The organism is Thalassoglobus sp., from assembly GCF_048270125.1.
Classification (GTDB): domain Bacteria; phylum Planctomycetota; class Planctomycetia; order Planctomycetales; family Planctomycetaceae; genus Thalassoglobus.
Genome location: NZ_JBLWTN010000021.1, coordinates 71,420 through 91,380, shown reverse-complemented (window position 1 = coordinate 91,380; position 19,961 = coordinate 71,420). Strand labels below are relative to the sequence as shown.

16 protein-coding genes are annotated in these 19,961 nt (G+C 50.0%); 12 read left to right on the top strand and 4 right to left on the bottom strand.

Features of this window, described 5'->3' with window-relative positions:
• Window positions 1–113 precede the first annotated feature (113 nt).
• The 3 genes from ACN0YR_RS19115 (at window position 114) to ACN0YR_RS19105 (ending at window position 4,122) form a co-directional block, all read left to right on the top strand.
• A complete protein-coding gene (locus ACN0YR_RS19115) occupies window positions 114–1,703 on the top strand; it encodes a response regulator (protein WP_417850812.1) in 1,590 nt (529 codons plus the stop codon).
• On the top strand, window positions 1,703–3,139 hold the full coding sequence (locus ACN0YR_RS19110) for an FHA domain-containing protein (protein ID WP_417850811.1): 1,437 nt from the start codon (window positions 1,703–1,705) through the stop codon (window positions 3,137–3,139). Before ACN0YR_RS19115 ends, ACN0YR_RS19110 begins: the two co-directional genes overlap by 1 nt.
• Before the next feature lie 71 nt (window positions 3,140–3,210).
• Window positions 3,211–4,122: a hypothetical protein gene (locus ACN0YR_RS19105; RefSeq protein WP_417850810.1), complete on the top strand. Its 912-nt coding sequence runs from the start codon at window positions 3,211–3,213 to the stop codon at window positions 4,120–4,122.
• 32 nt (window positions 4,123–4,154) lie between these two features.
• On the opposite strand, the gene ACN0YR_RS19100 is transcribed toward ACN0YR_RS19105, so the two are convergent.
• Window positions 4,155–5,288 (bottom strand): alpha/beta hydrolase family protein, encoded by a 1,134-nt coding sequence (locus tag ACN0YR_RS19100; protein WP_417850809.1) that lies wholly within the window; start codon window positions 5,286–5,288, stop codon window positions 4,155–4,157.
• A gap of 74 nt (window positions 5,289–5,362) precedes the next feature.
• Window positions 5,363–5,557, bottom strand: a complete 195-nt coding sequence (locus ACN0YR_RS19095; RefSeq protein WP_417850808.1) for a hypothetical protein — start codon at window positions 5,555–5,557, stop codon at window positions 5,363–5,365.
• On the opposite strand from ACN0YR_RS19095, the gene ACN0YR_RS19090 reads away from it, so the two are divergent.
• From ACN0YR_RS19090 to ACN0YR_RS19065, 6 genes are all read left to right on the top strand, one after another.
• Window positions 5,549–6,520 (top strand): sugar kinase, encoded by a 972-nt coding sequence (locus ACN0YR_RS19090; protein WP_417850807.1) that lies wholly within the window; start codon window positions 5,549–5,551, stop codon window positions 6,518–6,520. The genes ACN0YR_RS19095 and ACN0YR_RS19090 overlap by 9 nt on opposite strands.
• Before the next feature lie 70 nt (window positions 6,521–6,590).
• On the top strand, window positions 6,591–7,412 hold the full coding sequence (locus ACN0YR_RS19085) for a DUF2310 family Zn-ribbon-containing protein (RefSeq protein ID WP_417850806.1): 822 nt from the start codon (window positions 6,591–6,593) through the stop codon (window positions 7,410–7,412).
• 105 nt (window positions 7,413–7,517) lie between these two features.
• Window positions 7,518–7,991, top strand: a complete 474-nt coding sequence (locus ACN0YR_RS19080; protein ID WP_417850805.1) for a hypothetical protein — start codon at window positions 7,518–7,520, stop codon at window positions 7,989–7,991.
• Between the two features lie 164 nt (window positions 7,992–8,155).
• On the top strand, window positions 8,156–9,451 hold the full coding sequence (locus ACN0YR_RS19075; protein ID WP_417850804.1) for a PQQ-binding-like beta-propeller repeat protein: 1,296 nt from the start codon (window positions 8,156–8,158) through the stop codon (window positions 9,449–9,451).
• An 84-nt stretch (window positions 9,452–9,535) separates the two neighbouring features.
• Window positions 9,536–10,492 carry a cation diffusion facilitator family transporter gene (locus ACN0YR_RS19070; protein ID WP_145199546.1) on the top strand — a complete coding sequence of 319 codons (957 nt, stop codon included), beginning with the start codon at window positions 9,536–9,538 and terminating at the stop codon, window positions 10,490–10,492.
• A gap of 82 nt (window positions 10,493–10,574) precedes the next feature.
• The gene (locus ACN0YR_RS19065) at window positions 10,575–11,816 is read left to right on the top strand and encodes a PQQ-binding-like beta-propeller repeat protein (RefSeq protein ID WP_417850803.1); all 1,242 of its coding nucleotides are present in this window, start codon (window positions 10,575–10,577) and stop codon (window positions 11,814–11,816) included.
• A 165-nt stretch (window positions 11,817–11,981) separates the two neighbouring features.
• On the opposite strand, the gene ACN0YR_RS19060 is transcribed toward ACN0YR_RS19065, so the two are convergent.
• Entirely contained in the window at window positions 11,982–13,115 is a 1,134-nt protein-coding gene (locus ACN0YR_RS19060) for a methyltransferase (RefSeq protein ID WP_417850802.1), read from the bottom strand.
• A 291-nt stretch (window positions 13,116–13,406) separates the two neighbouring features.
• Here ACN0YR_RS19060 and ACN0YR_RS19055 point away from each other — a divergent pair, with 291 nt between their 5' ends.
• The 3 genes from ACN0YR_RS19055 to ACN0YR_RS19045 all read left to right on the top strand — a co-directional run bounded on the left by ACN0YR_RS19055 (window position 13,407) and on the right by ACN0YR_RS19045 (window position 19,119).
• On the top strand, window positions 13,407–15,320 hold the full coding sequence (locus ACN0YR_RS19055; protein ID WP_417850801.1) for a divalent metal cation transporter: 1,914 nt from the start codon (window positions 13,407–13,409) through the stop codon (window positions 15,318–15,320).
• 417 nt (window positions 15,321–15,737) lie between these two features.
• Window positions 15,738–17,183 carry an MFS transporter gene (locus ACN0YR_RS19050; RefSeq protein ID WP_417850800.1) on the top strand — a complete coding sequence of 482 codons (1,446 nt, stop codon included), beginning with the start codon at window positions 15,738–15,740 and terminating at the stop codon, window positions 17,181–17,183.
• A gap of 181 nt (window positions 17,184–17,364) precedes the next feature.
• Window positions 17,365–19,119, top strand: a complete 1,755-nt coding sequence (locus ACN0YR_RS19045; protein WP_417850799.1) for an NCS2 family permease — start codon at window positions 17,365–17,367, stop codon at window positions 19,117–19,119.
• Window positions 19,120–19,137: 18 nt separating this feature from the next.
• Here ACN0YR_RS19045 and ACN0YR_RS19040 read toward each other — a convergent pair whose 3' ends face one another.
• The gene (locus ACN0YR_RS19040) at window positions 19,138–19,728 is read right to left on the bottom strand and encodes a hypothetical protein (protein WP_417850798.1); all 591 of its coding nucleotides are present in this window, start codon (window positions 19,726–19,728) and stop codon (window positions 19,138–19,140) included.
• Between the last annotated feature and the right edge of the window lie 233 nt (window positions 19,729–19,961).

The window sequence follows — 19,961 nt, the reverse complement described above, 5'->3', positions numbered from 1 at the left end:
GGAAACTCACTGAGGAAAAATTTACTCAGTGTTTGAGAGGCCATATTCAGATTATCGATCAGTTCTGAGTTCATACACTTGGAACAACATTATACAAGTTCTGGAGAACATGAATGTCGACACAGACAGTTTTAGTCATTGATGATAGTTCAACGATTCGAAAAATGGTGGACAGCCATCTTTCGCAAGCGGGATATCGAGTGGTTCTCGCTCCAACTGCAGAGAAAGGACTCGAACTCGCTCCGCAACTGATTCCAGATATCATCTTGCTGGATCATCAACTCCCCGGAACAACCGGAATTGAAGTCTGCAAAAAAATCATTGCGATGCCGGAGTGCCGGAGCATCCCGTTTGTTGTTTCATCGACGCTTCGTAAGCAAGCGTATGTGGAATACATGGATGTCGCCAATGTTGTGGACTCGCTTCCCAAACCATTTAAACCCGAACTTCTGAAGATCACCATTGCGAACGCTCTCGAAGTTGGAGCGATGATTGTTTCTTCACAATCGGACGGAACAGCTGTTCCCGAAGTTGTTGAAGAAGTGTCAGATTCTTCGCTCTCGGGGGATTTCAGTTGGGTTTCTCTGCGTGAAGTCCTCGACTTCTTGAACAACGGGAACAAGCATGGAGTTCTGGAAGTCGAATTGGAGCATGATCGAGTTTGGTTTTATCTTGATCAGGGACGGATTCAGGCTGTCGTTTCCTCGTCAGTCACTCCCGAAGCCGTCGCGACGAAGTTGCCGGAGTCACTGAAGGAACTGGCGCCTGTTCTGCGTTTCACGATGAGCAGTGGCTTCAATTCTCAGGTTGACGGTTTTGTTGAGCTGTTAGACCGCAAGGTTCTCGATCCTCGACTTTTGCGAACCCTGTTGAGATTCCAGGCCGCATATTTAACTTGGCAATGTTTCGAAAAGACTCCGATTGCATTCTCTTTCAGTGCGTCGCGAGAACTTCCGGCACTCTTCCGCAGAACTCCGCTGCAAAGTAGTCTTGCAGGGATCCTGGTTGAAGCGTCCATGAGTTGTGGCAACGATGAGAATACGTCGATTGAAGAAAACAAAGGTTGGATTCGACGTGGGTTGCGTGGACAGAATCTGGATCGATCAGGTTTGGGAGCCAAGCAACTCCAATTGCTGACACACCTTGGCACAGAGCCGATTGCAACTGAACTCCTCGCAGAGAAAGTTGACCTTTCACTCGAAGAAACTTATCGCTGCCTCGAAGGTTTCCGCATTGCCGACTGGGTCGATGTCCAAACCGTCGCCAGTGGGCGCAATCTTGTGGCGCTCGAATCAAATCCGGAAGGCTCATCCCTGCTGCGAGAAATTCTCGCGGATTCCAGCAACCCCTGGTCAGGAAAAGTGGTCCGCGACGAATTTGGTTTACAACTTCTAGTCAATCGCAAAGCTGCTGATTACTTGTTAGTCGAAGTGACAGGTGAGGACGAACTTCGGTTACCGAAGTGCCTTGAAGGAAAAGTTGCGGAGTTACTCGCGACCACTCCGATCGGTTTGATCGCTCCTGAAGAAGGAAACTGTCCTCCGCTGGCTGCCGAGCTTTCTGAGCTTCTCGTGATTCACCGCCCTTATTCATACGACGAAGTCCTCGATGTCTTGAACTTGCTTCCTGAATCGAAAACTTCGTCGGGCAAGTCATCCGGCCTCGATATGGGTGAACTTCTCTCCATGGGAGAATCCAAATAATGAGCACCGACGTCTTTATCGAAAATACAGCTGCCATGGCGACCATTTCGGTCCAGATTCCTGGCGGCGAATACATCACCCGCGTTCTACGCGAAGGTCAGACCGTTTCCGTTGGATCCGATGGGACTGCGGAATTGCGTCTGGAAAGCGAAGGAGTGGGGGGGCTGCATTGCCTGCTCTCTGTGATCGACGGAGTTGTCAACGTGCGAGACTGTTACTCGCAGACCGGAACTTATGTCAACGAGGCACGGGTTCAAGATGTGGATGTCAACTATGACTGCGAAGTTCGAGTCGGTCAGAACGTAATCGAACTGAAGTTGCGCGACAGTAAGCCAGCTCCGAACACCTATTCAAATCCTGTCGTTGAACCGGATTACACTGAATCAGCCGATGGCCAGGCCGAGAGTCCGACTTTTGAAGAGGAAGAGTCGGAGAACGGACTGGGCGTCGAGTCAATTCAGCTGAACGACATTGCTGGGCTGACAAGTCATCTTCCTGTTGTTGATCATTCAGCGAAGGTCGCCTCTTTGACGATTGAGCTGGAAGAGGCTCAGGCGGAACTCGAAGTGCTTCGTGAGCGACTGGATTCGCGACAGCTTCAAAATCAGGCGGTTGCGTCCGATCCGTTCCAACAGGAAATGATCGAATTGCTTCGCGAGGAAGTTCTGTCGTTGCAGGAAGAATTAAGAACCAATTCCGCGACTCATCTCCCTGAAGCAGCGTTTGTTGATCATGTCGATGATGAAGATCTGCCGACGCGGGAAGAAGTCGAGAAGCTTGTCGATCGACTCGAAGTCTTGCTGAGTGAGTTGCACCAAAAAGATGAAAACATTCGCGTTCTGCAGGACCTTGTACTCGCAGCAGACAACGCTAATCAGGCTGAAAAGGATGAACGGGAACAGCTTGCCCGCTGGTTGGGAGAGTTCGAGGAACGGTTTGAACTTCTTTCTGAAGAATGGCAAGCCGAGAATGAGCAACTCAAGATCAAGATGAAACATCTTCAGGAGGAGCGTACCGAAACTCAGGCCGCTCTCTCTGCGAACTCGACCAGTGCCAAAACCGAAGCCTTGCAACGATTGACCGAAAACTTACGGACGCAAATTACAGCGGCTCAAGAAGAAATGGAATCCGCTCAACAGGAAATTGCGGACCTGAAAGTCAAAGTTAAAGAAGCTCAGGGAACCGTTTCGCGGGAAGAAGAGATTCGGCTTTCTCGGGAACGGGCTGAGATTGCCAGAATGCGGCACGACCTTGAAGTCAAAATGCAGAAAGCGCACGCCGATTCCGAGCCGAGTGATCGTGAAGGGGGCGTGCTTGATGAAGCAGAACTCCGGCTTCGAGAATTTAGAGATCATGTGAGAGAAACGGGCAGTTCAAGAAACTCGTCACCATCGTTGTCATCACGGTTATTGAACCTGTGGGGGCGACTCGGCTAAGTGCTTGAAGCATTTGCCGGTGGCTGACGACATTTTTTTTACTGATTGGTTCGACAAGTTGAGACCGACTCATGAATAAACAATTTGCTGCAACAACGACTGATGATCTTGATATGGAGGACTTAGTGCTGTACCGCCAGGAACTGCTGGAGGTCGCACGGAGACTTGATCAAACAGGGAAACGCTTCGAGCGATACATTTCCATGCAATTACAGCAACTTGAGATTGCGATTGATGATTTTGATCGAGAACGCGATGCCTGGAGACGGCAGCGTGATCGCGAAGCTGAAAACACAAATGGTCATCAAGTCGATGTTCAACAAAACCAAGTCTCTCCTTATGAGGTTTCGACAGAGATTCAAGAAAACATCGGCGTCCCTTCGTTGAAGAAGAACCTCGACCTGGAAGCGAACGGGAGCGCAACAGCTCCGTTGTGTATGCTGTTTCGCCCAAATCAGGCGACCGCGATGCAGGTTGGGCTTCTGTTGTTCGAGATCTCAAAACTGAATCGAGAGTTCGGAGGCGGTGGCGTTCGATTTGAAGTCAACCACGTGCGACTTTCCAAGGGAAGGCAAGATCCTGCTCACCCCAATGCGAACGTGTTCTTCGCGGTTGAGGCGTTCTCACTCACTCCGTTGGTGGCTTACGACGGCACTCCATCCCGGCAACTTCAGGCATGGCAGAGGTTTAAATCTGAACTCGTCATGTCTTCGCTGACTGATAAAACACTTGAAAAGGAATTCAACAGAGCTGTCAAAGTCCCGCGAGATCACGATGTCGCTTCAATCGCATTCGAAGCGACACGCAGGGCCGAAAACGCGAACAACAAGTGTGAGTCCTCACAAAAAGAACTCCCACGTGGATTCAAGCCCCGCAAAACCGTCAAAGGAACCTCTGAGCAACAACTCAAACGTGTCGGAGATATTGTCCGTTACCTGAAAAATGAGTGCGATTTACGTATGCACCTCTCATTGATCTGGTAACTTCCACTGCGTCGCTCAGTCTCTGGCATGCATTACTTGAGATGTTTCTCGAAGAAGCTGTAGAGGATTGTATTGGCTTCCTCGTTCGGGGAGTGCTTCGGGCGGTTGGTCATATAGACTCGGTTTTCCGCACCAAGAATTCTGTTGATTTCGACGGTATGGTTGAGAGCCTTCCAGCGTTCCACGGGGTCTTCGGCACCGCCAGAGACCAGAAACGGTCGTGGAGCCATCAAGGCGTGGAGCTCGTGCAAGTCACGACCCTCTTTACGAAGTTCTGGATAGAGTCCCCGGCCCGGATTTTCTTTAGTGATCAACCCCCGTTTCCTCCACGGCTTGGGGTGATAGCCAAGGTACCAGGGTTCCCAGTAGTTGATGCTTTGGCGTGTGTCGTCGAAAACAATTCCAGGGTCGGACCAGGCTGCACAGGCGAATTTATCAAACAGGCACGACGCAAACATTGCCCATTTTCCACCATACGAATGCCCCACAATACCGATGCGGTCAGCGTCGACTTCAGGGCGGTTTGCGAGAACGTAATAGGCGTTCGCGGCAGCATACCCGAGCATCGAGAGGGGTTGAACTTTTGCATCTTCCAGCGATGGGTAATACATCGAGTAGATCTTGGCATTTGAGTTTTCAGTGGTCCCAATCGAAAGAGTCGCGAAGCCGCGCCGAGCCAGCTGGTACGCATAATCTCGGTATTCACTACCAAGGCCAATCCCGGTTTCTGGTTCGTAATAGACTGTGACAACTCCGGGGAATGGGCCTTTTCCCTCGGGGATGAGCAGGTAGCCGGTTGTTTCTTCATGAGGGGCCCATTTGAAGCGGATCTTGCTCTGCTGAAAGTTCTCACGTTTCTCAGTTTCCAACACCGTGACCTGCGGGTCGGTGATGAGTGGAGGCCATTCGCCCATCATTTGATGCCATTCACTTCGCAGTTCCTCTCGACGTTTCTTCCACTCTTCAGGAGTGGTGATGCGAGTACCATCTTTCCTGAGAAGAGGAGAGCGAAAATCTCCGAAGTCGTTTTCGAGTTCTTTCGGAGGATGTGCATACTTCTCAATTGGGACGATCTTGTCCCCCAGAGTGTTCGGTTCTTCAGCGATGGCCCCTGAAGCAAAACAGATCAACAGCAGAGAGCTGAAAAATCGATACGAGATATTCATATTCATTCCATATTGAAACAGTCCTTCACACTGTCAACAAACGTATGAAGGCAATAACGTATTGCAAAATTGTATTACAGTTCCGTGACCTGTCGAACTTTGACTCTCATGCTGTCTGCGTTCTCAGGCACGATCTTTGGCGTGTCGTTCTCGGTGTGTGACTGAATCGGAGAGGCGGGGCGTCCAGTCGCAGTTGAAGCGTTAGGATGGACAATAATTGAAGGGAGATCAATAGAGTGAGTTTTGGGAATCAAAAAAATGTGGCTCACTTTGGAGAGCTTCTTCTACGGCTGGATACTCCGGGACATCAACGATTTGTTCAAGCCAGCAGTTTCGGACTCACCTTCACGGGGGGGGAAGCGAACGTTGCGGTCGCTCTTCAGCAGTGGGGGCTCAAGACTTCAATCGCTTCCGCTGTGCCGGGGAACGATTTAGGAGAAATGTGTCTCAACCATTTGCGCCGCTACGGCGTGAATACCGATTCTGTAGTTCGTTCCGGAAACCGTCTTGGGATTCTGTTTGTCGAAACCGGTGCCGGTCAGCGTGGCTCACAGGTCATTTACGATCGCGATGCCACCAGCTTTCGTGAACTCGAACCGGGCATGATTGACTGGGAAGCATTTTTGAAAAACGCAGGGTTATTCCATTTCACCGGGACGGCACTCGTCAGTCCCGGAACGCGTAACCTTCTTTTCGAAGGGCTTAGCGTGGCAAAGGAAAAGAAAATTCCGATCAGCTTTGACCCCAGCTATCGCAGTCAGCTTTGGAGTCTCGACGAAGCGAAAAAAGTGTTTTGCGAAGTCCTGCCGAGTGTGGACATTTTCCTGGGCAGCGAAGCGGATGCATCGACATTTTTTGGAGTCGAGGCCAGTGGTAATGAAGCGTTGACCGCTTTGGCTGCGAAGTACAACTTGCAATGGGTCGCATTTACAGACCGCGAAATCGATGAAAAGGGTGTGAACCATTATTCCGCGAGGCTTTCTAACGGAGCAACCGTCTTCAAGAGTTCAACCTATCAAACAGTCTCAGTGGATCGCATCGGCACCGGAGACGCCTTCGCAGCTGGAATCATCCGAGGAGTTCTAAACCAACTGCAACCAGAAGAAACCCTGAACTTCGCCACCGCCGCAGCAGTTCTCAAACACACTATCCCCGGAGACTTTTCATTCTTAAGTGTTGACGAAGTGGAATCTCTCATGAATGGTCAGGGGATCGGAAAAGTGAAACGGTAAGTCCGGAGCGAATGTTGGACATGCATTGCCACCGCCACGGTTTTGGATGCTTTTCAATGGGAGAGGGCGAATGTATTTGGCAAGTACTGAATTCGGAAGTGACCGCAGTGATGGCACACAAGCCTGTGAAATCGTTGAGGAAGTGGAATGGTATCTTTCCCTGCTGATTCGAAACGGCCAAATTGGTCAAAACTATGTGCTAGGCTGGTCAAACCGACGGCTGATCGCACAATGCTATCTGGCAAGGCCAACATCAATCCGAAAGCAGTACCATTCGCAAAGAGCATTACAGGTTCTGGAGCATCTGGTCTCCTATTTTGAACAATCACCTCGGTGGTCGCTCTTGGAAGATAACGTTCCTAAACGATTCCCTTCTTGGAAAAATTCTTCATCGTTGGTTTTGTGGACACATGCCAATGCCGTGCATGGTTCTGTTTCGTGTGGAGAGACTGGGCGGTCGATTCCGCATTATTTACTGCCTCTCGACGGGATTGTAAAAGAAGACATTGGACATTGGACACGAAGCTATCAAGTCATCGACCAACTTTGGCTCGAGTCCGGGGCGTTGGAAATTCCTGCTTACCGAGAACTCGTCGATCCAAATAGCGAGCTCTCATCCGAGGGAAGAGAGCTATGTCAGAAAATTGAGAGGGCGACCAACAAACCTACTTACTACTTTTTGCATAGGTATTGGGGGCGTCGAGTTAATGAAGAGCAACGAAAATGTCCTGGTTGTGGGAAGTGCTGGCGTGTTAAAGTCTCTCCACAGCCTTTAGAACCATTTCACAAATTTTATTTTCGTTGTGAAGGTTGTCGAGTTGTTGGCCATCAAGGACTTTCTTTCGATGACGAACGACACGCAAGAATCGGTGAGTACCGAAAAGAGAAATGAGTTGAACGACTTCTCGACAGATGTTCGGTAAGCATTGGTGTGATCAAGTCTGTCGAAGCTCGCTATCATATAACGTCTCTCCACCGTGAGCTATTGGAGCACGCAGTGTCTGCTTTCCGGGTATCCAGGCAAACAGCTCTCTTTTTCATGATTGCGGTGATCGCCTTCATATTGTTCGTCGGTGTATTCAGTGAATCAAAAGGCATCGGTCGAACCGATCTCCGAATTCTTTTCATCATTACTGATGCGGTAACGGGTGAATTCCTCTCAGATGTTTCGGTCCAGCTTGAAACAATACTTGCTGACGAAGAACTAGCCGCCCACGCAATGAGCGTCTCTCTGAAGTCCAATGAATCAGGAGAAGTGGACTGCGATCTTAAAGAAGTTCAGTTTACAAGTTCCAATGGAATACTTGGAAGCAAATACTCATTTCAACTCCCAGATTGGAGGATCACCGTTTCAAAACAAGGATACAAAAAAGAGGTGATCTCAAATTTCAACTCGGTTCAACATGGTCGGAACGTTATCCGTGATCATGGAATTCTCCATATTGAAGTTCCGGTTCACTTGAATCGTTGATACGTCCAGATGAACTCGAAAAAGTAAAACGGTAATTGTTAATGTCTTCCGAGTTGCACAGATACGACTGTTTGGCGAAACTCGTCGCACTGCATTGACGGCAATCTGTGCAATTGAGAGACTCACAGATCGTGCGCATAACTTCTTGTGATGAGAATTTAATAATGAAAACTTTCAGTCTGATTTTAACTCTCTGCATGCTCCCTGCTGTCTCCCTTGCGGAAAATTGGCCGCAGTGGAGAGGACCTAACGGAAATTCAGTTTCAAATGAAACTGGAATCCCAGTGGAGTGGTCAAAAACAAAAAATGTCGCTTGGCGATTGGAATTGCCTGGATCAGCTGGGGCAACTCCAGTGGTCTGGGAAGATCAGATTTTCCTGACCTCCGCAGAGGGTGACGATTTGGTGTTGATGTCGGTCTCGACATCCGGGAAAGAGCTTTGGAAAAAGAAAGTCGCTACAGGGAATCAAGACGCCCGCAGCGGTGAAGGGAACTCAGCTTCAGCTTCACCGACAACCGATGGGAAACATGTCTGGTGTTTCTTTGGGACGGGCGATCTGGCTTGCTACACCGTCGATGGTGAAGAGGTCTGGGCGTATAACGTTCAGGAAAAGTATGGTCGTTTCTCGATTCAGTTCGGAATGACATCAACCCCGATTTTGTACAAGGGAGATCTTTACCTGCAGTTGATTCATGGCGAAATGCGTGAAGATTACACCGTCGGCAAGGTGATTAAACTCGACAGTAAAACCGGCAAGGAAATCTGGGCGGTCGACCGTCCCAGTAACGCAACCTTTGAATGTAAGCACTCGTATGCCTCACCGTTCGTTTATGACGATGGAAAGCAATCTTTCCTCGTCACTCACGGAGCTGACTTTACCGGTGGATACTCTCTGGAAGATGGAACTGAGCTATGGCGATTCGAGGGGCTCAACGGTCCTTCGAAGTACAATCCCGGAAAGTTAGACCCGACCTTCCGTTTCGTTTCTTCGCCGGGAGTTGTCGACGGTTCGATCATCATTCCGACGGCAAAACGTGGACCGACAATCGCACTGAAAGTCAGTGAGGCATTGTCCGGAAACGCAACTGAGAAGGAACAGGTCGTTCGTTGGGCAATGGATAAAACTCCAGATGTTTCAATTCCAATCGTCCATGAAGGACTTGTCTACTTCTTCCGTAAAGATGGTCGCGTCTTCTGCGTCGATTTGAAGACAGGCGAAGAGTTGTATTACGAGCGAACTCATACTTCACAACATCGCTCAACTCCGATTGTTGTGGATGGACATCTCATCTTCTGTGCGAAAGATGGATTTTGCACCGTGTTGAAGACGGGACGAAAGTTCGAAGTCGTCGCCGAGAATGAAATGTCCGAACCGATCACTGCATCGCCGGTTGTTTCAAATGGTGTCCTTTATCTACGGACCTATAAAGCACTTTATGCAATCAAGGCCGAAAAATAACGGCTGCGGCAAATTCGATTTCGCCGCGCTTTTCGTATGTGCGGCGAAATCTCCCTTTGAGGATGAATAAGGAAATTGATTTCGATGGCCGAATCTTGTTCGCATGATCATTCGGAATCATCACACTCAATGGGAACACGCAAGCTGGCGATCACATTATCGCTGGTGGCAATTTATTTTGTTGCAGAGTTAATCGGAGGACTCTGGACGGGATCTCTCGCCCTGCTTGCCGATGCCGGACACATGTTTTCCGACATGGCTGCGCTGACGATCAGTCTGTTTGCTGCCTGGATTTCCACTCGTAAACCGACGCCGCAGCAAACTTTTGGATTTCACCGCGCAGAAATTCTCGCAGCTGCGGTGAATGGGGCACTGCTGTTTGTGGTCGCAGGAGGCATCCTGCATGAAGCTTGGGACCGGCTGAACTCTCCGATAGAAATCTTAGCCGGGCCGATGATGTGGATCGCCGTCGGGGGGCTTTTGATCAATCTCATCAGTCTGAAAGTGTTGCATGGGGACCATCAACATAACTTGAACCTTCGCGGGGCATGGTTGCATGTGATGGGCGACACTTTAGGGAGTGTCGGCGTGATCATCGCTGCGTTTCTAGTCTGGAAATTCGGCTGGAACTGGGCCGATTCTGTTGTGTCGGTTCTCGTCTGTATCCTGATTCTCTACTCATCCTGGAACCTGTTGAAGGAGTCGATCGGGATTCTGATGGAGAATGCTCCCAGGGATGTTGATGTTTTTGAAGTGGAGACATACCTCAAGGAGATCCCTTCTGTGCAAAACATCCACTGTTTGCATGTCTGGATGATCGCCAGCGGTTTGAAAAGTCTCTCCGCACATGTTGTCGTCGATGCAGATGCGACGGAGCCATTCAAGCTGGATGTTGTACGGGGACATCTGCACAACTCGTTTGGCATTGATCACGTTACGCTTCAAGTTGAAAGTTCAGAGGACCCTGTTTGTAGCGAAACTGGAGTAGGAAGTTGTCTCGTTCTCGGCGCTGATCATTCGCAACACCCACACTCGCATTGACTGTTATGTTCACATTGAATGTGAATTTTGATTAAGCTGCCCTCTGTCGCGACGATTGTTTTGTTCCCCATTGGATGGACGCATGATGCACGGATTCTTGTCATACTCTTTAATTTTCCTGAGCACTCTTAGTTCTATCGCAGTTGCGGAAGATTGGCCCCAGTTCCTCGGCCCACAGCGAAATGGAATTTCGAAAGAAACGAATCTGCTCAACCAATTCCCGGAAGATGGCCCAAAGGTTGTCTGGAGGTCTCCGGTCGGGGTGGGGATGTCCGGAATCTCGGTAGTCGGCGAGACAGTGTTCACGTTGGCTCAAAACGACCAATATCAATATGTGATTGCCATTGACTCAAAGACTGGTGATCATCGTTGGAGATCTCCACTCGCACCTGCCTACGAAAATACGATGGGTGACGGTCCTCGTTCGACGCCTGCAATTGATGAGGGAAACGTTTTCGCAGTTTCCGGAGAAGGAATTCTTGGCTGTTTTTCCGCAACCGATGGTGGAAAAAAATGGAGTGTTGATCCTGTTCAAGAATTTGGCGGAAAGCCAGCCGAATACGGCGTTGCCTGCTCGCCGATCCTCACTTCTGAACATGTCATCATCACCGTCGGGTTACCAAAAGCGACGGTCGCTGCGTTTGATCGATCATCAGGAAAGATCGCCTGGACCGCAGGCACTGGCAACGCTGCCGGGTATTCCTCACCGACGCTGCTTTCACTTCACGATCAAGTTCAACTTGTTGTGTTTCATGGTCAGGGTGTTTTCGGATTGGACCCGAAAACCGGGAAAGAACTCTGGAGCTATCCTTACATCACCGACTATCACTGCAACATCGCGACACCGATCGCTGTCGATGGAAACGTTTTGATTTCCGCCGGCGAGAATCATGGGACAGCATTGCTAAATGTTCCTGCAAAATCCGGAGGAGAGATTAATGAAATCTGGACCTCGTTTGGAAATCGCAGCATCTTCCGGAATGAATGGCAAACATCCATCCTCCTCGACGGCTACCTGTACGGATTTGACAACATAGGCAGCGCCGGGCCGGTGACCAATCTGGCTTGTGTCGAAGCAAAAACAGGCAAGTTGATTTGGCAAAAAAAACGATTCGGCAAAGGAAACTTGATCGCCGCTGACGGGAAGCTTTGGTGTAGTACGATGGATGGAGAACTTGTCATCGTGGCAGCCACTCCCGAGAAATTTCAAGAACTCGGCCGGGCCTCACTCATCGGCGAAACCCGGCAAGCACCGTCCCTCAGCCAGGGGCGCTTGTATCTAAGGGATGGCGCGGAAATGGTTTGTGTAGATGTCAAAAAATAGTTGAGCCAATCTACTGAGTGCATCTATGGTGCTGGAATGCTCCCTATTTTCTACCCGGATGTTATGAGAGTCTCAGCGACCAGTGATGCGTCACCGAACACGATCTTATCCAATTAACCTGGCTGTAGCCTTGGTTGCGAGATGAGGGCTGCTCAGCTTTCGGCCTCAGATCTCGAGATCAGTCACTTCAGCAACTACCTCGGAAGGGGCGGGTCTCTGGATGCCGCTGACGATCGAGTATCCCCGGATTTCTGTGACTACGATTTCGTCAAACAGCTGGTCCATTCTCGCTTCCAACCATTCTGTTTGCTTTGTGACGATGTGAACTCGTCCACCAGCTTTGAGGTGTTTGAGTGCAGACTGCAGGAAGATTTCTGAGATTTTAAAGTGTGAATAATAGGGCGGGTTGCCAAGTGCGATGTCGAACTGGCCAGTGAGGTCTTCGTCGTCGTTGCCAGCTGATCCATCGTGAGAGAGTGTCGCAGCGACGTCTTCGATTCCATTTAACTCTGCGCCGGCGAGTGCACACTCGATGGCACGGGAGTTGGCGTCGACGAAGTGGACGGCGACTCCGGGGGCTCTCATCGCAGCTGTCAGTCCAACTGTGCCAGCTCCACAGCCAATATCGAGGACATGGTCGTTCTCGTGAATTTCCATTGTTTCGATAAGAGCACGAGCGCCGACGTCGAGTCGGCGATGGCTGAAGACTCCGGCGCGGCTGACGGCCTTCACCAAAGTTTCTCCATCACGAAATGCAAACTCTGCGGAGAAGTTTTTCAGCTTCTTCAGTGGTTTCAATTTCTTGAGCCGATAGGTAACCCCTTTCCGCTTTTGCAAACGTGTGAGATTCTTGCCCATCTTCTCGACTTCATGGTGAAACCATTTGTCCTTGGCGTTATCGATGGTGACAATCAATATTCCGCCCATGGAGAGTCTGTCGTACGCCTGTTGGAGCAAATCGCGGGAGAGTTCGCTCTCGCCGGAGCGAGACATTGGCAGGACACACAGGTCAAACTCTTCTTCCGGGAGGTCTGCGGAACAGAGTACTCGGACACGAGAACCTTTCTCGTCACACCACTCAGCGGTTTCGCTGGCGGGGAAGAGTTCGACGTAATGGCAGTACACCTCCGCATCAGGAAGCCGATCTGCGATATCCATGGCGCACTGACCTCGGCCAACGGAAGTACACAGTACTCTGCTAGCTGTCAGTTCCGAGGCGGCATTGATGGCTAACTGCTCGGAACGTGGGAGCCTGTATTCTGTTCCGTCTTCTTCGTACTCGGAAAATTCTTCGCTCATCGGGTGCGTCTAAAAAGAAGGTCGAACCGCTCGATGCGAGCGAATTCATTCATGTTTTCATCGAAAAATACGGCGATTTGGACTCTCTGCAACAGTCTCACCGCGACAAGAGCAGACGATACTCCGATCCGCTCTCGTCAGCCAGTCTGAATGATGGAAACCTGCGAAAGATGCGTGATCCTAATGGCTTGGGGGAAAAAATCATCCGTTGTCCTGCTCCTGCATGCTTGCGTCCGGTCGTTCGCCCCGATACGTTGACCAGTTCACCAATGGAATCTGGGCGAGTTGAACGTGTCTGTTCATGCTTCGCCAGATCGATTTCATGATGAAATTGTTGGCAAGAATTTCCTCGATACGAATTCCGAGACCTGGTTCATGACGAAGCCTCTAGATGCGGAATCACAGACCGCACTTCCCCAAATCGAACAAGATCGTGCGCTCATTAACGATGCTCGCGCAAAGGGAACTGGCCCACTGTTTTGGGCTTTCACCAAATTGTCCGGCCCTGGTTGGCTGCAAAGTGCGATTACCCTCGGTGGCGGGTCGCTAGGAAGCAGTTTGTACCTAGGGGTGTTGGCAGGTTTCGGCCTGATGTGGTTGCAACCGCTGGCGATGATTCTGGGAATCATCATGCTCAGCGCGATTGGTTATGTTGCACTTTCCACTCATGAACGGCCGTTTACCTCGATCAATAAGCACGTGAGCCCAATCCTCGGATGGGGATGGCTTTTAGCGACGATGATGGCAAACTTTGTCTGGTGTATGCCTCAGTTCTCCCTGGGGACCGCTGCCATCCAACAAAATCTTGCTCCCGCGATGTTGGGAGATGCCGCGATTGCAGCTGAGGTTTCCTCGCAGGGACTTGGAGAGGATCAAGCAGATGAAATCGATGCCTTGACGAAGAGTTTGAAGTTTCGAAACAACTTCATTTGTGCATCGATTCTCTTCCTGGCCGGTGGCATTGTGATCCTCTTCTACGGCAGTGGTGGTTGGGGAATCAAGGTCTTTGAGATCTTGTTGAAATGTATGGTGGGGATGGTTGTTCTGAGCTTCTTTGCCGTCGTCATCAAGCTCTCAATGGGAGGGCTTTTAGACTGGGGATCGATCCTTGCCGGATTTATTCCGGATACGACTTTGCTTACTCATCCGAGTAGTGCATTTGATGAATTGCTTTCAGCGACCGGTTCCTACAGTGAATACTGGACCACGAAGATTGTCAGTGAGCAGCAAAAGGTGATGATCGCTGCGTTCGCGACTGCGGTCGGAATCAATATGACATTCCTGCTGCCGTACTCGATGCTTCAACGTGGCTGGGATCGTGATTTCCGTGGCTTGGCAATTTTCGACCTTAGCACAGGACTGCTGATTCCGTTTATGCTCGCAACTGGCTGTGTTGTGATTGCAGCTGCGACACAATTCCATGGAAAAGTGGAAGATGGTCTCGTTGAGATCTATCGTCCAAGTGAAGATGCTCCCGCTCCTGCTAGAAACTTGATTGGCGATTTCAATGGGATTCTCGACGCGAGAATTGCGAAGGAAATCGGCAAAGACAAAATGGATGCGATCAAGGCGGAAATCAAAAAGACCAAAGACGATTCCAAGCTCAATGAACTTCGCAGAGGTCTCCCCGACGGTGACCTGCGGATGGCAGCGGCTCTTGTGAAACGAGACGCCTTCAACCTTGCCCAATCTTTAGAAAAACTTGTTGGTGCCAAGACTTCTCAATACTTGTTTGGAGTCGGCGTCTTGGGGATGGCGATATCCACAATTATCATTCTGATGCTCATCAATGGCTTTGCGGTCTGTGAAATGCTTGGCGTGCCGCCGCATGGTTGGCCACATCGCATTGGGGCATTGGCTGCCGGGCTCGTCGGTTCGCTCGGTCCATTCTTGTGGAGCAAAGCGTCGGTCTGGCTTGTTGTGCCAACATCGATGTTTGGATTGATGTTGCTGCCGATCGCCTATTGGACGTTCTTCTTCATGATGAACTCGAAAAATATTCTGGGCGAAAATATGCCGAAGGGGCTCGCCAGAGTGCGTTGGAATGTTCTGATGTTGATCGCTTCTGGAGTTGCGACATTTGGTAGCTTGTACAGCATCTCTTCCAGTAAGTATCCCAAAGTTGGTTTCATTGTCCTGGGAGGCTTTGTTCTGGCGGTCATCATTGGTGCTGTGCTGAAAAGCAAGAAGGAGTCACCCGCTTAATTCGAACCTGAACACAACCTTTGGCGAGCAACTCTCAGTAGAACCAGTCCGGTAACTTGCGAAATGACTACGATTCTCGTTGTTTGAGAGAGTGAACTCAGGTCGCAGAACCTGTTTTGAACTGGATACTGTGAGTTGAAGGAGTTGCGGAGATGCTTTTCCGAAAGGATGAGCTCTCGTCACGATGCAACGAATTCAGATAAACCATCTTCGTTGCAACCTGTGTCACCCAAAATTTTCAAAGCAAACAGTACTGTGAAAACTGGCAACATTGTGCGACTTCCTGTCATCAAGTTCTGCCCGGTCTTGACCAGAAGAATTCAGGGAGTGTGACTGGTGACTTTTCGATGCACCAACTTTAATTTCGTTGAACTGATATCTCCGTAGTCTGAAGAATTTTGATTTGAGATTTTCAATATGAATGACAACACAAATACAGGCGGTGGCATGATCGGAATGACACCACGACTTTCCTTGATGATGTTTCTTCAGTTTTTCACCTGGGGAGCCTGGTTTGCAACATTGTCAGCCGTTTTGGACTCAAACGGATTATCCGCATTCAAAGGTGGGGCGTACGAGAGTGTTCCGATTGCTGCGATTTTCGCGCCTCTGTTTCTGGGTCTTGTTGCCGACCGATTATTCGCATCAGAAAAAGTGATGGGTGCTCTTCTCGTGATTGGTGGCTTAGTCATGGCTGTCATCCCGCAGGTCGCAGCCGCTTCCGGAAGCGACGCAGGGAATACCATCGTTTGGTTGATCCTGATTCACTCATTGTGTTTTATGCCGACTCTCGGTCTTGGAAACACCATCGCGTTTACTCACATCCCCACGCAGAACGACTTCCCCAAAATTCGCGTCTGGGGAACGATTGGTTGGATTGTCGCCGGACTGATCGGCGGTGGCCTCGGTTGGTCGAACTCCTTTAACCTCTTTTGGATGGGAGCTTCGTCTTCGATCTTGCTGGGAGTCTTCTGTTTCTTCCTCCCGAATACTCCTCCTCCTCTCAAAGGAAAACCGGTCGACCTGAGATCACTCTTGATGGTCGATGCATTCAAACTTCTGGCTGATTTCAACTTTGCGATCTTCGCCCTGTGCTCAACCCTGATTTGCATCCCGTTGGCATATTATTACGGGCTGACCTCCACATACCTGAATCAAACCGGATTCGCTCAATCGGCAGCGACAATGACTCTCGGGCAGATGTCTGAGATCTTCTTCATGCTGTTGATTCCATTCTTCTTCCGACGTTTTGGATTGAAGAACATGATCTTGATCGGCATGGCAAGCTGGGTGATTCGCTACGCACTGTTCGCTTTCGGTGCACCAAATCAGGTCACCTGGATGCTGTTGCTTGCTGTCCTCATCCACGGGATTTGTTACGACTTCTTCTTCGTCACCGGATTCATGTACACCGACGACAAAGCTCCCAAAGATATTCGTGGTCAAGCTCAAGGCCTGCTTGTCTTTTTGACGCAGGGAATCGGAATGTTCTTTGGTTTCAGAATTGCGTTCGGAGGAAGCTTCGGTCCGATTCCTTTGAACTGGCATATCGGAGAGATCGGTAAGCAGGTCGTAAGTTCTGAGAAATACAATGAAGCGTTGATTACCGCACGTGGTACGGATGAAGGGATGAGCTTTTTCGAATCGTTCTCCCAAATGTTCTCTCGGAGCTTGCCGGAAGGTCTTGATCCTCAACTCCTTGCTTCAACGATGGCTGAATGGAAACAGTTCTGGTTCTTCCCGGCCATCATGGCTGGCGTTGTCTTCGTTGTGTTCGCGTTGTTCTTCCACGACAAGATGAGCGACAAAGACGTCACAGAACCAGAAATCGCTGAAGCAACACCGGGTGAAACCGTCGTGTAAGAGTGAGCAGAATGAGAGCATTTTCGTGCTTGTCGTGCCCGTGCATGTCACTTGCATGACTTGACCGACTGCTCGCCACACGAAAGAACGAAAAGACCAAGATTGAATTTGCTCTACCTAGCGAAGATTGCGGCAGGCAACTTCGGTTCATAAGTTATGTCTACAACCCGCCGCCAGGAATATGAAACTTTTCGTTAAACGCGACCTCGACGGTTTTTTTGGTTTATTCATCGACAATCTGGTTCAGTTCCTGGTGATCATTTCGTTCTGCGAATTGTTTTGCGGAATGACGGGAGAGAATTCGAGGTTTCTCTACAAAATGATTTTGCCCGGAGCTGCGATCAGCATTCTGGTGGGCAATTTATTTTATGCCTGGCAAGCACATCGGCTTGCCAGGAAGACTGGGAGAGATGACGTTACGGCGTTGCCGTATGGTATCAATACTCCTTCGATTATTGTGTATATCTTCTTTGTGATGGGGCCGGAGTTCCAGAAGACGGGGAGTGCTGAGGCTGCCTGGAAAATGGGGTTAGTCGCCTGCCTGGGAAGCGGCGTGATTGAACTCGTCGGTTCGTTCGTCGCCGAAAAACTTCGTCGCAACACGCCACGCGCGGCACTACTTTCGACACTCGCGGGGATCGCGATCGGCTTCATCGCGATGACGTTCACGCTCCAGATTTTTCAAAAGCCGTTGATCGCAATGTTGCCTCTGGCGCTGGTCCTGATTGGCTTATTCTCACAAATTCGGCTACCTCTGGGATTACCGAGTGGATTGCTTGCCGTCACTTTGGGGACAGCCTTGGCGTGGGGATTGATGCTCTTACAGCGAGCCGTTCCATCAGCTCCGGAATGGCTGACATTTGGGGCTGCGTCGATTGATGCCGTCAAAGCAGCGACTGAGAATGTTGGACTTTCCTTGCCGGTTTGGTCGGGCGAAGCACTCTGGTCCGTCGCCCAAAACGTTCAAGAAATATTGCCACTTCTCTCGGTGATCATTCCCATGGGACTCTTCAACGTGGTCGGAAGTCTGCAGAACATCGAATCTGCTGAGGCTGCTGGGGATTCATACCCCACCGCACCTTCGATGGCCGCCAATGGAATTGGCACGATTGTCGCTGCGTTGTTTGGGAGTTGTTTTCCAACAACGATTTATATTGGTCATCCTGGGTGGAAGTCTTTGGGGGCCAGAGCTGGCTATTCAACGCTCAACGGAGTGGTCATTGTCGCGCTCACATTGACTGGGCTCATTAGCCTTGTCGCTGGGATTGTTCCCATTGAAGTGGGAGCGGGGATTGTCTTGTGGATTGGTGTGATCATCACAGCTCAGGCGTTTCGAGCAGTTCCTGAAAACCATGCTCCGGCAGTCGCAGTCGGTCTGTTTCCTGCAATCGCGGCTTGGGGAGCGGTGGTGATGATGGGGACACTCATGATGGCCCAGGGGCGTTCGCTGCAACAGGTCATTTCACCAACTGTTGAAGTAACTGAAGCGAAAGCCGACGATGCCCCATCTGAAGGCGCCTCATCTAAAGGCGGGCAGAAAGAAGATCTGAAGAAAGTCGTCGCTGCCGTAGAAAATCCTCATCCGACAGCAGAAGTGAACGGATTTCTGGTTCACGGTCTGCTGCTCATGGAGCGTGGATACATTTTTACATGTATGATTCTGGCAGCGGTCTCTGCATGCCTGGTTGACCGAAAATTTATCGCAGCTGGCGTTTGGATGCTCTGTGCGTCTCTGCTGACGTTTCTCGGCGCAATGCATGCGTATCAAGTCTACAACGGGATCACGTTTGACTTTCTGTTTCGGTTTGTCGAACCGGTAGCTGGCGGAGTCTATTACCGTGCCAACGATCTTGCGATCAGCTATCTTCTTTGTGGGCTGCTGTTCATCGGACTCGCCCGCTGGGCAAGTTCGCAACCGGTGCAGCCTCATGCGTGATTCAACGTGATTCTCCTCTTATTCAGAAGGAACAGATGGGTGACTGTCCAGATTTCTGAGAGGAGCAGATTTCGCCTTGTTTGATGAAGAGACTTCGTCTTGCAAGTTTTGCGCGTCGCTGAGGATTTGATCTTCGAGGGGAGTTTGTGCGGTAGAATTTGAAGCGTTGTTTTTGTTGTACCAGCGCAGGAAGTCATTGAAGTCGTTCTGGAATTCGATGAGCAGGTCACCGTCGCGCAGCTCAACTTCTTCAACCAGTTCTCCATTTTTGAGTTTCTTCACTGCGTTCTGAAACGGCACGAGTGGCCCCACAATGCGGTGACTCATCTTGATGAGATCGCGAGCCAAAATCGGGAAGATTGCGGCAGCAGTCAGCATGAGGGGGAGATACTTGCTGAGAAAACCGGAATAGAAGTCCGTAAAACTGATGACAGGCCCACCGTTAAAAATCGCGATCTGGTACATCATGAACTCAAAGGCCATCAGTGTGTGAATCATCAAAAAGTGATAGACGACCCAGAATATGGCACATCTCCAGAGGATTTTTCCCTGGATTCTTTTGTTGATATAGAACTTGGACCGTTGTTCTTTCTTCTTCTTTACAGCCATGGTCGCCTCTTTGGTGCGGCAATTGTTGAATCTTGTCAACTGTATGTCGGATGCAATAGCATGCTGAAAAAGAAGCGTAAATTTTCTGTGCGGGTGTATTGCTCGCTAGGAAAATTTCGATTTTACAGCAAAGTCGGGTGATGATGATTAAGAAGAGCGAAGAATTCTTCTGAAGATCTTTTCACCCCTGTTGTTACTCCTGAGTGGTTCATTCAAACTGGACTGGAACATTT

Coding starts and splice junctions, on each gene's coding strand:
- ACN0YR_RS19105 (WP_417850810.1), top strand. CDS start 3,211: ATGAATAAACAATTTGCTGCAACAACGACTGATGATCTTGATATGGAG.
- ACN0YR_RS19065 (WP_417850803.1), top strand. CDS start 10,575: ATGATGCACGGATTCTTGTCATACTCTTTAATTTTCCTGAGCACTCTT.
- ACN0YR_RS19060 (WP_417850802.1), bottom strand. CDS start 13,115: ATGAGCGAAGAATTTTCCGAGTACGAAGAAGACGGAACAGAATACAGG.
- ACN0YR_RS19050 (WP_417850800.1), top strand. CDS start 15,738: ATGAATGACAACACAAATACAGGCGGTGGCATGATCGGAATGACACCA.
- ACN0YR_RS19075 (WP_417850804.1), top strand. CDS start 8,156: ATGAAAACTTTCAGTCTGATTTTAACTCTCTGCATGCTCCCTGCTGTC.
- ACN0YR_RS19100 (WP_417850809.1), bottom strand. CDS start 5,288: ATGAATATCTCGTATCGATTTTTCAGCTCTCTGCTGTTGATCTGTTTT.
- ACN0YR_RS19045 (WP_417850799.1), top strand. CDS start 17,365: ATGAAACTTTTCGTTAAACGCGACCTCGACGGTTTTTTTGGTTTATTC.
- ACN0YR_RS19070 (WP_145199546.1), top strand. CDS start 9,536: ATGGCCGAATCTTGTTCGCATGATCATTCGGAATCATCACACTCAATG.
- ACN0YR_RS19085 (WP_417850806.1), top strand. CDS start 6,591: ATGTATTTGGCAAGTACTGAATTCGGAAGTGACCGCAGTGATGGCACA.
- ACN0YR_RS19040 (WP_417850798.1), bottom strand. CDS start 19,728: ATGGCTGTAAAGAAGAAGAAAGAACAACGGTCCAAGTTCTATATCAAC.
- ACN0YR_RS19115 (WP_417850812.1), top strand. CDS start 114: ATGTCGACACAGACAGTTTTAGTCATTGATGATAGTTCAACGATTCGA.
- ACN0YR_RS19110 (WP_417850811.1), top strand. CDS start 1,703: ATGAGCACCGACGTCTTTATCGAAAATACAGCTGCCATGGCGACCATT.